The following is a 9,929-nucleotide window of genomic DNA, read 5'->3' as shown; positions in this document are numbered from 1 at the left end:
CCATAATCCTGGTTTTCTTTACCCGCGTGTGTGGGTGGGGGGTGCCCCTCCCCGCCCCCCCCCCACCGCCACGACTCAGAGCGCCAGGTCGAACCGGTGCTCGTCAGTGATGGAGTTGCACAGTGCGTCGCAGGAGTTTCCGGTCACCACACCGAACGCGACGCCCGGCGCGAAGGGGCGCTCGGTGGCGGTCACCGCGATCCGCACCTTCTGGGTGGTGGCGTCGCAGAACACCTTGCGGTTGGTCGTGCCGGTGCGCATCGAGTCTCCGATCGCCTGGGCGACCTTGACGGTCAGGTCGACCTGCGTCGGCTGCGAGCAGGTCAGGGTGACCGGGACGAAGACCGCCGCCCCACTGGCGTCGATCTTGCCGCTGCCGCCCAGTGCGACGGCGCTCAGCGGGGCGCCGTCGATCGCCGCGCTCTGCGGGGCGCTGGCGCTGGCCGACGGAGCGAGAGCCAGCACCGCCCCGGCCGCGGCCAGGCCGATCGCGAGCAGGGGGCGACGGATCGTGCGTACGGTCATGATGGTTCCTCTCCCAATGTGTCGCCGCACCCTGCGACGACACCGGAAACACCCCCCGGGGGCGGCGCGGGTTTCGGCGGCTCGGATGGCGAGAAGGTGAACCTTGGTGAGCCTCCCGGTGGCCCCGGGATCGTCGAACGGCGTGACCCGCGCGTGGCCTGGGTACCGTTCGGTCCATGGAACTCCTGCCGGACGACCGCACGGCCGACGCCGGCCTGGCCGAGTTGGCGGACCTGCTCGCCGGCCCGCTGCTGCCGGCGGCGCGTGGCCTGCTGGGCTGCCGCCTCACCGCCGGGGGCGTCACCGTCCGGATCACCGAGGTCGAGGCGTACGCGGGCACGGCCGGTGACCCCGCCTCGCACGCCCACCGGGGCCGGACGCCCCGCAACGCGGTGATGTTCGGTCCCGCCGGGCACGCCTACGTCTACTTCACCTACGGGATGCACTGGTGCGTGAACGTGGTCACCGGTGACGAGGGGGAGGCCGCCGCCGTGCTGCTGCGCGCCGGCGCGGTCATCGACGGCGTGACCACGGCACGCGAGCGCCGGCCGGCCGTGCGGCGCGACGTGGACCTCGCCCGTGGGCCGGCCCGGCTCTGCGCCACGCTCGGCATCGACCGCGCGGCGTACGGCGCGTACCTGCTCGGCGACGGCCCGGTCCGGTTGCGACCGCCCGCCGAGCCGGTACCGGAGGAGGCGGTGACGGCGGGGCCCCGGGTCGGCGTGACGGGCGCGCACGACCTGCCCTGGCGGTTCTGGCTCGACGGCGATCCGACGGTCAGCGCGTACCGGCGGCACGTGCCCCGCGTCCGCCGCTGAGCGCGCCGCGACGGAGGTTGTCGGAGGGTGTGGCCATAATCACCGAACCTGCTCACCGACGGTTTCGGAGGACGTCATGGCAACTCTGCTCGCGATCGGCACCGCGAAGGGATTGTTTCTCGCCACCAGCGCCGACGATCGGCGCAGTTGGGAGATCACCGGTCCGCACTTTCCGATGACCGGTGTCTATTCGGTGGCGGTGGACGCCCGCCGTTCGACCCCGCGGCTGCTCGCCGGCATGACCAGCTCGCACTTCGGCCCAAGTGTCGCCACCAGCGACGACCTCGGCGCCACCTGGGACGAGCCCGACCAGGCGCCGGTCGCGTTCCCGGCCGACACCGGCGTCTCCCTCGGGCGGGTCTGGCAGCTGATGCCGGCCGGCCCCGACGAGCCGGACGTCATCTGGGCCGGCACCGAACCCTCGGCGTTGTTCCGGTCCACCGACGGCGGCCGCAGTTTCGAGCTGGTCCGTTCCCTCTGGGATCACCCGCACCGCCCGCAGTGGGAGGCCGGGTTCGGCGGTCAGGCCGTGCACACCGTGCTGCCCCACCCGCGTGACCCGGCTCGACTGCTGGTCGCCATGTCCACCGGCGGGGTCTACCGCTCGGAGGACGCCGGGGCGACCTGGGCGCCGGGCAACACCGGCATCCGCGCCTACTTCATGCCCGACGAGTGGCCGGAGTTCGGCCAGTGCGTGCACAAGGTCGCCCGGGACGCCGACAATCCCGAGCGGCTGTACGCGCAGAACCACCACGGCGTCTACCGTTCCGACGACGACGGCCGTACCTGGTCCTCGATCGCCGACGGGCTGCCCAGCGACTTCGGCTTCCCGATGGTGGCTCACCCCGGGCGCGGCGGCACGGTGTGGACCTTCCCGCTGGTGGCCGACAGTGAGCGGTTTCCGGCCGATCACCGCTGCCGGGTGTTCCGTTCCGTCGACGCCGGCGGCAAGTGGGAGGCGCAGTCGGTGGGGCTGCCCGAGGGGCCGTTCTATCCGGCGGTGCTGCGCGACGCCATGTGCGCCGATGACGCGACGCCGGGTGGGGTCTACTTCGGCACCCGCTCCGGGTCGGTCTTCGCCAGCCGCGACGAGGGCGACTCCTGGTCGTCGGTCGCCACCCACCTGCCCGACGTGCTCTGCGTCCGCGCCGCGCAGGTCTGAGCGTGGTCACCGTGCTGCTGCCCGGCCCGTTGCGCGGCGAGGCCGGGGGCGCGAGTCGGCTGACCGTCACCGCCGCCGGGACGCTGCGGGCGGTCCTCGATGAGGTTGCCGTCGCGCATCCCCGGCTGGCCCGGCGGATCCGCGACGAGCGCGGTGAGCTGCGCCGCTATGTGAACGTCTTCGTCGACGGGGAGGACTGCCGGCATTCCGGAGGTCTGGCCACGACGGTCGTGGACGGCGCGGAAGTGCAGGTGTTGCCCTCCGTGGCGGGCGGCTGAGCGAGCCGGTTCTGCGACGTGGTGTCCGGTTGCGGTGGTGACCGGCGCCACTGCGCGACGTCCTGCCGATGGAATAGTTGACTCGTCAAATAAGTTGTGAGCTGCGTCCGGGTACCACGACGGCATCCGGTTGACACGCGAGGAGCTGGTCATGCAGTTCGGAGTCTTCACCGTCGGTGACGTCACGGTCGATCCGACCACCGGTCGGGAGCCGACCGAGCATGAGCGGATCAAGGCGATGGTCGCCATCGCACTCAAGGCCGAAGAGGTCGGGCTCGACGTCTTCGCCGCCGGGGAGCACCACAACCCGCCGTTCGTCCCGTCGTCCCCGACCACCATGCTCGGTCACATCGCGGCCCGCACCGAGCGGCTGTTGCTGTCCACCGCGACCACGCTGATCACCACCAACGACCCGGTGAAGATCGCCGAGGACTACGCGATGCTCCAGCACCTGAGCGACGGCCGGGTGGACCTGATGATGGGCCGTGGCAACACCGGCCCGGTGTACCCGTGGTTCGGCAAGGACATCCGCGCCGGCATCCCCCTGGCCATCGAAAACTACGACCTGCTGCACCGACTGTGGCGCGAGGACGTGGTCGACTGGAAGGGCAAGTACCGCACGCCGTTGCAGTCCTTCACCTCGACGCCGCGCCCGCTCGACGGGGTGCCGCCGTTCGTCTGGCACGGCTCGATCCGCAGCCCCGAGATCGCCGAGCAGGCCGCGTACTACGGCGACGGTTTCTTCGCCAACCACATCTTCTGGCCCAAGGAGCACACCCAGCGGATGGTCGGCCTCTACCGCCAGCGGTACGCCCACTACGGCCACGGCTCCGCCGACCAGGCCATCGTCGGCCTCGGCGGCCAGGTGTTCATGCGCCGCAACTCGCAGGACGCCGTCCGGGAGTTCCGGCCGTACTTCGACAACGCCCCGGTCTACGGGCACGGGCCGTCGCTGGAGGAGTTCACCCGGGAGACCCCGCTGACCGTGGGCAGCCCGCAGCAGGTCATCGACCGGACGCTCGGCTTCCGCGAGTACGTCGGCGACTACCAGCGGCAGCTGTTCCTGATGGACCACGCGGGCCTGCCGCTCAAGACGGTGCTGGAGCAGCTCGACCTGCTCGGCGAGGAGGTCGTGCCGGTGCTGCGCAAGGAGTTCGCCGCCCTGCGCCCGGCGCACGTGCCGGACGCGCCCACGCACGCCTCGCTCGTCGCCGCGGCCGGCGGCGCGAAGGACAGCACCGTGCACGCCGTCGACGACGTGACGGGCAAGGCGCCGGAGGGGGCGACCCGATGACCCGCCGCACGCTGGCCGTGGTGTCGGCGGGGCTGAGCCAGCCCTCGTCCACCCGGCTGCTCGCCGACCAGCTCGCCGGGGCGACCCGCGACGAGCTGGTCCGGCGGGGCCACGACGCCGAGCTGCGCGCGATCGACCTGCGCGAGTACGCCCACGACGTCGTCAACAACATGCTCACCGGGTTCCCGCCGGCCGCGCTGCGCGAGGCCATCGACACGGTGACCGGGGCGGACGGCATCATCGCCGTCACCCCGATCTTCAGCGCCTCGTACAACGGGCTGTTCAAGTCGTTCTTCGACGTCCTCGACGCGGGCTCGCTGGTCGACCGGCCGGTGCTCATCGCCGCCACCGGTGGCACCGCCCGGCACTCCCTCGCGCTGGAGCACGCGGTCCGTCCGATGTTCAGCTACCTGCGGGCGGTGGTGGTCCCCACGGCGGTCTTCGCCGCACCGGAGGACTGGTCCGACGGGACCGCCGACGGCGCGTTGCGGGGCCGGATCCGGCGCGCCGCCGGGGAGCTGGCCGACCAGGTCGAACGCCGGCCGCCCACCAGCGGCCCGGCGGACCCGTTCGCCCTCACCACCGACTTCCTGCAGATGCTCGGCCGAGGTGGCGACGCCCCGGTCAGCTGACCGGGTGGGCCACCAGCACCGGGCAGTGCGCGTGGTGGACGGCGGCCTGACCGACCGAGCCGAGCAGCAGCCCTTCGAACTGCCCCCGCGCCGCGCCGCCCCCACTCCGACGCCGATCTTGCAGATTCTGTTGGCGGAATGTCGTCTTGGTGAGCTTGTGTCGCGACAGGAAGTGCAAGATCGGCGAAAGCGGGGGTGTCGGGGGTGGGGCTTACTCTCGCCGGGTGACTTTTGAGGTGCTGCTGCGGCCGGTGCGCGAGGACGATCTCGTGGAGTTCTTCCTGCACCAGCAGGATCCCGAAGCGAATCGGATGGCCGCGTTCGGTCCCGCCGACCCGTCCGACCACCGCGAGTTCGCCCGCCACTGGGCGCGGGTGCTCACCAACCCGGCGAACCGGGTCCGCACCGTCGAGGCCGATGGCGAGGTGGTCGGCTACGTGAGCGCCTTCCCGGTCGACGACCAGACCGAGGTCAGCTACTGGATCGACCCGACCCGCTGGGGTCGGGGCTACGCCACCGAGGCCCTGGCCGCGCTGCTGCGCGAGCTGCCCCGGCCGGTGCACGCCCGGGCCGCGAAGGACAACGCCGCCTCTCTCGCGGTGCTGTGCAAGTGCGGGTTCGTCGTGGTCGGCGAGGACTCGGGGTACGCCAACGGGCGCGGCACCGAGGTCGAGGAGTGGCTGCTGGAGCTGCCCGCCGACGCCCCTGACCTGGGCTAGCACTAGTCTCGCGGGGTGAATTGGTTGGATCTGGTCGGCTGGGCCGGCTCCGCGGTGCTGGTCTGGTCGCTGCTGCAGTCGCGCATCCTGCGCCTGCGCGCTTTGAACCTCGTCGGTTGCGCCGTGCTGATCGGCTACAACGCCGCCATCGAGGTGTGGCCCATGGTCGGGCTCAACATCGTCCTCGCGGTGATCAACATCTGGTACCTGCGGGGAATGCTCGCCACCCGCCACGACGAGCAGACCTACCAGGTGGTCCAGGTCGGGGTCGACGACCAGTTCCTCGCCCACACGCTGCGGGTGCACGGGTCGGACATCGCCCGCTTCAACCCCGACTTCCACTGGGATCCGGCCGCCGCCGACCGCTCGGCCTTCCTCGTGGTCACCGCCGACGAGGTGGTGGGGGTGGTGCTGTCGCACGCCGAGGCACGCGGGGTCGCCCAGATCGACCTGGACTACGTGACCCCGAAGTTCCGGGACTTCACGCCCGGCGAGTTCGTCTACCGGCGCAGCCGCCTCTTCACCGAACGCGGCTTCCACCGGGTCGTCAGCCCGCCCGGCATGGTCGCCCCCTACTACCACCGGCTCGGTTTCCGGCCCGAGGGCGACTCGTACGTCCTCGACCTGCCCGCGTCACCCGCAGCCGAATCGGCGTAGCGTCACCCCGGCAGGGTTCGGCCGACCCCGCACGGGGCACAGAAGCGCGTACGCCGGGCGGCCTCGTCGACCGGCGGGCGCCGTGCGTACGGCCGGCGTCACCATCGCAGAGGGAGCGAACCGGGCGTGCAGAGCTACGGGAGCCAACTGGCCCTGGTCGGGATCCTGATCGTGATCAACGCGCTCTTCGCCGGCAGCGAGATGGCGTTGGTGTCACTGCGGGACAGCCAGATCCAGCGCCTCGAACGCACCAGCCGGGCCGGAGGGGTGCTCGCCCGGCTCGCCAAGGACCCGAACCGCTTCCTCGCCACCATCCAGATCGGCATCACCCTCGCCGGCTTCCTGGCCTCCGCCGCGGCGGCGGTCTCCCTCGCCAAGCCCCTCGTGCCGCTGCTCGGGATGTTCGGCAACGCCGCCGAGACGGTGGCGATCGTGGTGGTCACCCTCGCGCTGACCTTCGTCACCCTGGTCTTCGGCGAGCTGGCGCCCAAGCGGATCGCCATGCAGTCCGCCGAGCGGTGGGCCCTGCTGGTGGCCCGCCCGCTCGACGTGCTCGCCAGCCTCACCCGCCCGGCCGTCTGGGCCCTCGGCGCGACCAGCGACCTGGTCGTCCGCCTGTTCGGGCTCAACCCGAAGCACGAGCCCGAGGAGATCGGCCCGGACGAGCTGCGCGACATCGTCGCCGGCAACCACGGCTTCACCAAGGAACAGCGCACCATCATCGCCGGCGCGGTGGAGATCGCCGACCGGCGGTTGCGGGCGGTGCTCGTACCCCGGTTGCAGGTCTTCACGCTCGACAGCGGGACCACGGCGGAGGCCGCGCGGCTCGTGCTGGCCGCCACCGGGCACTCCCGCGCGCCGGTGGTGCGCCACGGCGGCCTGGACGACACGGCCGGCGTGATCCACCTGCGCGACCTGGTCGGCGTGCCCGACGACCGGCCGATCGACGAGATCGCCCGCCCGCCGATGCTGCTGCCCGACTCGCTGCCGGTGGTGGACGCGCTGCGCCAGTTCAAGGCCGAGCGCCAGCACATCGCGCTCGTCGTGGACGAGCGTGGCGCCGTCGACGGCATCGTGACCCTGGAGGACATCCTGGAGGAGATCGTCGGGGAGATCTACGACGAGACCGACCGGGACGGCTACTCGGTGCGCCGCGAACCGGACGGCGCGATGGTGCTGCCCGGCACCTTCCCGGTGCACGACCTGCCGGACATCGGCGTCGAGCTGCCCTCGCGCCCGGCCGGCGACTACACCACCGTCGCCGGGCTGGTGCTGGCCCGACTCGGGCACATCCCGACCGTCGCGGGGGAGGACGTCACCCTGGACGGCTGGGTACTGACGGTGGCCGACATCGACCACCGGGCCATCACCGGGGTACGCCTGCGGCAGGTCCCCGCCGCCGACGACGCCGCCGCCGCCGACGCCGACGAGGCCGTCGAGCCGGTGCTGGACGAGGCCCGGAGCTGACCGGGCCCGCCGGTCAGTCGCGCGAGAGGTTCTGCAACCGGACCTGACCGCGGGCGACCAGGCGCTCCTTGGCGTCGCTGATCTCCACCTGCCAGAGCTGCTGGCTGCGCCCCCGGTGCACGGGGGTGCCGACCGCCCGCAGCTCGCCCTCGGGCACGGCCCGCAGGAAGTCGGTCTGGTTCGACACCCCGACCACCGTGCCCCGGTCGCCCAGCCAGAGCGAACCGCCGACGCTGCCCGCCGTCTCCACGACCGAGCAGTACACCCCGCCGTGCTGGATGCCGAACGGCTGGTGCAGCTCCGGACGGACCTGCCAGCTGATGACGACGCGGTCGCCGGTCGCCTCCTCAAAATTCAGGCCGAGCAGGTTGACGAAACCACCCGTCAGATCCGGCATCTCCACGGCAGAACCCTCCTCCAAGAGCGGGGCGCAAGCGTAACCGGGCGCGTCGCTCCAAACCCGGTACGGGTCGATGCCGCCGATGGGGGAGAATCGGTGACCGTGACCGACAGCAACCTCCCGCCGTCCGGGCGGGACTCCCTGACCGACGACCTGCTCTGGCGTGGCCTCATCCAGGACTCGACCGGCCTCGACGAGCTGCGTGAGCTGCTCGACGGCGCGACGGCCACCACCTATTACGTGGGCTTCGACCCCACCGCGCAGAGCCTGCACGTCGGCTCGCTCATGCAGGTCACCACGGCCCGGCGGCTGCAACTCGCGGGTCACCGCCCCCTGCTGCTGGTGGGCGGGGCGACCGGGCAGATCGGTGACCCGAAGGAGAGCGCCGAGCGGACGCTCAACCCGCCCGAGGTGATCGCCGGCTGGGTCGAGCGGATCCGCGAGCAGCTCGCGCCCTTTGTGTCGTACACCGGGGACAACGCGGCGCAGCTGGTCAACAACCTGGACTGGACCGGTGAGATGTCGGTGGTCGACTTCCTCCGGGACGTCGGCAAGCACTTCCCCGTGAACAAGATGCTGGCGCGGGAGGTGGTGCGGGCGCGGCTGGAAACCGGTATCAGCTTCACCGAGTTCAGCTACCAGCTGCTGCAGGCGAACGACTTCTTCGAACTGCACCGCCGGCACGGTTGCCAGCTCCAGTTCGGCGGCTCCGACCAGTGGGGCAACATCACGGCGGGCGTCGACTACGTGCGGAGGCGCGGCGCGGGGCCGGTGCAGGCCTTCACCACGCCGTTGGTCACCAAGGCCGACGGTACGAAGTTCGGCAAGACCGAGGGCGGGGCGGTCTGGCTCGACCCCACGCTGACGAGTCCGTACGCGTTCTACCAGTTCTGGCTCAACGTCGACGACCGCGAGGTCGACCGCTACCTGCGGTACTTCAGCTTCCGTACGCGCGACGAGCTGGAGGAGCTGGCGAAGGCGACGGCCGAACGGCCGGCGGCCCGGCTCGCCCAGCGGGCGTTGGCCGAGGAGCTGACCACGCTGGTGCACGGCCCCGAGGAGACCCGGCAGGCGGTCGCCGCCAGCCAGGCGCTGTTCGGGCGGGGCTCGCTCGACGACCTGGCAGCGGAGACGCTGCGCGCGGCGCTCACCGAGGCCGGGCTCGTGCGGCTCACCGGCGAACTGCCGGACGTGGCGGGTCTGCTGCGGGACTCCGGGCTCGTGAGCGGCCTCAAGGAGGCCCGTCGGGTCATCGCCGAGGGCGGCGCCTACGTGAACAACACGAGGGTGACCGAGGTGGACGCCACGGTGTCGACCGGCGACCTCCTGCACGGCCGATACCTGGTGCTGCGCCGGGGAAAGCGGTCGTTCGCGGGCGTTGAGCTGGGGGAATAGTCGATCGTCGACGATGTGACGGGGGACGCGTCCGACGGATTTGACGATCATCGGGCCGGACGCGTAACTTTCTCTCTGCCAGCGCGGAACGGACGAAACAGGCGAAAGCCTGAAGCGGCCGGAGCGTGGTGACGGCCTCGGGGTCGGACGGCTTTACCGTCAGATCGCCGACCGGGTGGTGCTCACGGAAACGCCGCGAGGCGGATTTGGTGCGGCGGAACCGACCGGGTAAGGTAGTCAGTCGGCAGGGAAACGGGCGAGCAAGCGGGTAACCGCTGCGGCCGGCCTGCCAACCCATGACGAGAACGGCGCGAGCCGGTCGAACCATGGTGCCCGCAACACGGCAGTAAGCACGACGAACCGGGAAACACCGGTTTGACACGGCAGAAACCAGCGGGTAACGTAGTAAAAGTGCCTGGCGCTGAAAGCGCCGGGGACGCGGAGCGAAAAGCCCCAGGTTGGGGCCTCAGCGATGGGGCTTCGAGTTGGTGTGTGGTTGTTCTTTGAGAACTCAACAGGGTGCTTGTAAAGCCAGTGCCAATTATGATTTATACCCCGGACTGGCAGCCTGCTTTTGGTGGG

General features: G+C 71.3%; 11 protein-coding genes and 1 pseudogene. 9 read left to right on the top strand and 3 right to left on the bottom strand.

Features of this window, described 5'->3' with window-relative positions; genetic code table 11:
* Nucleotides 1-75 precede the first annotated feature (75 nt).
* The gene (locus AB0J36_RS33925) at nt 76-525 is read right to left on the bottom strand and encodes a hypothetical protein (protein ID WP_357134702.1); all 450 of its coding nucleotides are present in this window, start codon (nt 523-525) and stop codon (nt 76-78) included.
* Nucleotides 526-701: 176 nt separating this feature from the next.
* On the opposite strand from AB0J36_RS33925, the gene AB0J36_RS33920 reads away from it, so the two are divergent.
* The 5 genes from AB0J36_RS33920 to AB0J36_RS33900 all read left to right on the top strand — a co-directional run bounded on the left by AB0J36_RS33920 (nt 702) and on the right by AB0J36_RS33900 (nt 4,709).
* On the top strand, nt 702-1,343 hold the full coding sequence (locus AB0J36_RS33920) for a DNA-3-methyladenine glycosylase (RefSeq protein ID WP_357134701.1): 642 nt from the start codon (nt 702-704) through the stop codon (nt 1,341-1,343).
* Nucleotides 1,344-1,419: 76 nt separating this feature from the next.
* Nucleotides 1,420-2,505 carry an exo-alpha-sialidase gene (locus AB0J36_RS33915; protein WP_357175925.1) on the top strand — a complete coding sequence of 362 codons (1,086 nt, stop codon included), beginning with the start codon at nt 1,420-1,422 and terminating at the stop codon, nt 2,503-2,505.
* Nucleotides 2,506-2,507: 2 nt separating this feature from the next.
* Nucleotides 2,508-2,783, top strand: a complete 276-nt coding sequence (locus AB0J36_RS33910; RefSeq protein WP_357134698.1) for a ubiquitin-like small modifier protein 1 — start codon at nt 2,508-2,510, stop codon at nt 2,781-2,783.
* A gap of 151 nt (nt 2,784-2,934) precedes the next feature.
* A complete protein-coding gene (locus tag AB0J36_RS33905; RefSeq protein ID WP_357175928.1) occupies nt 2,935-4,077 on the top strand; it encodes an LLM class flavin-dependent oxidoreductase in 1,143 nt (380 codons plus the stop codon).
* Entirely contained in the window at nt 4,074-4,709 is a 636-nt protein-coding gene (locus tag AB0J36_RS33900) for an FMN reductase (RefSeq protein WP_357134694.1), read from the top strand. The genes AB0J36_RS33905 and AB0J36_RS33900 overlap by 4 nt, the downstream gene beginning before the upstream one ends.
* Here the strand turns inward: AB0J36_RS33900 and AB0J36_RS33895 are convergent.
* Nucleotides 4,702-4,797, bottom strand: a pseudogene (locus AB0J36_RS33895) (universal stress protein); the annotation flags it as partial. The gene AB0J36_RS33900 and the pseudogene AB0J36_RS33895 sit on opposite strands and share 8 nt — an antisense overlap.
* A 136-nt stretch (nt 4,798-4,933) precedes the next feature.
* On the opposite strand from AB0J36_RS33895, the gene AB0J36_RS33890 reads away from it, so the two are divergent.
* The 3 genes from AB0J36_RS33890 to AB0J36_RS33880 all read left to right on the top strand — a co-directional run bounded on the left by AB0J36_RS33890 (nt 4,934) and on the right by AB0J36_RS33880 (nt 7,552).
* Nucleotides 4,934-5,428, top strand: a complete 495-nt coding sequence (locus AB0J36_RS33890) for a GNAT family N-acetyltransferase (RefSeq protein WP_357399138.1) — start codon at nt 4,934-4,936, stop codon at nt 5,426-5,428.
* Between the two features lie 15 nt (nt 5,429-5,443).
* A complete protein-coding gene (locus AB0J36_RS33885) occupies nt 5,444-6,085 on the top strand; it encodes a hypothetical protein (protein WP_357134690.1) in 642 nt (213 codons plus the stop codon).
* A gap of 126 nt (nt 6,086-6,211) precedes the next feature.
* The gene (locus AB0J36_RS33880; RefSeq protein ID WP_363661571.1) at nt 6,212-7,552 is read left to right on the top strand and encodes a hemolysin family protein; all 1,341 of its coding nucleotides are present in this window, start codon (nt 6,212-6,214) and stop codon (nt 7,550-7,552) included.
* 13 nt (nt 7,553-7,565) lie between these two features.
* Here the strand turns inward: AB0J36_RS33880 and AB0J36_RS33875 are convergent, their stop codons facing one another.
* On the bottom strand, nt 7,566-7,973 hold the full coding sequence (locus tag AB0J36_RS33875) for a PaaI family thioesterase (protein WP_357134687.1): 408 nt from the start codon (nt 7,971-7,973) through the stop codon (nt 7,566-7,568).
* 81 nt (nt 7,974-8,054) lie between these two features.
* Between AB0J36_RS33875 and tyrS the strand changes: the two genes are divergently transcribed.
* Entirely contained in the window at nt 8,055-9,347 is a 1,293-nt protein-coding gene (tyrS, locus tag AB0J36_RS33870; RefSeq protein WP_357134727.1) for a tyrosine--tRNA ligase, read from the top strand.
* Nucleotides 9,348-9,929: the final 582 nt, after the last annotated feature.

The organism is Micromonospora sp. NPDC049662, assembly GCF_040675055.1.
Taxonomy (GTDB): domain Bacteria; phylum Actinomycetota; class Actinomycetes; order Mycobacteriales; family Micromonosporaceae; genus Micromonospora.
The sequence above is the reverse complement of the archived record's forward strand: the minus strand, read 5'-3'. Positions and strand labels throughout refer to the sequence as shown.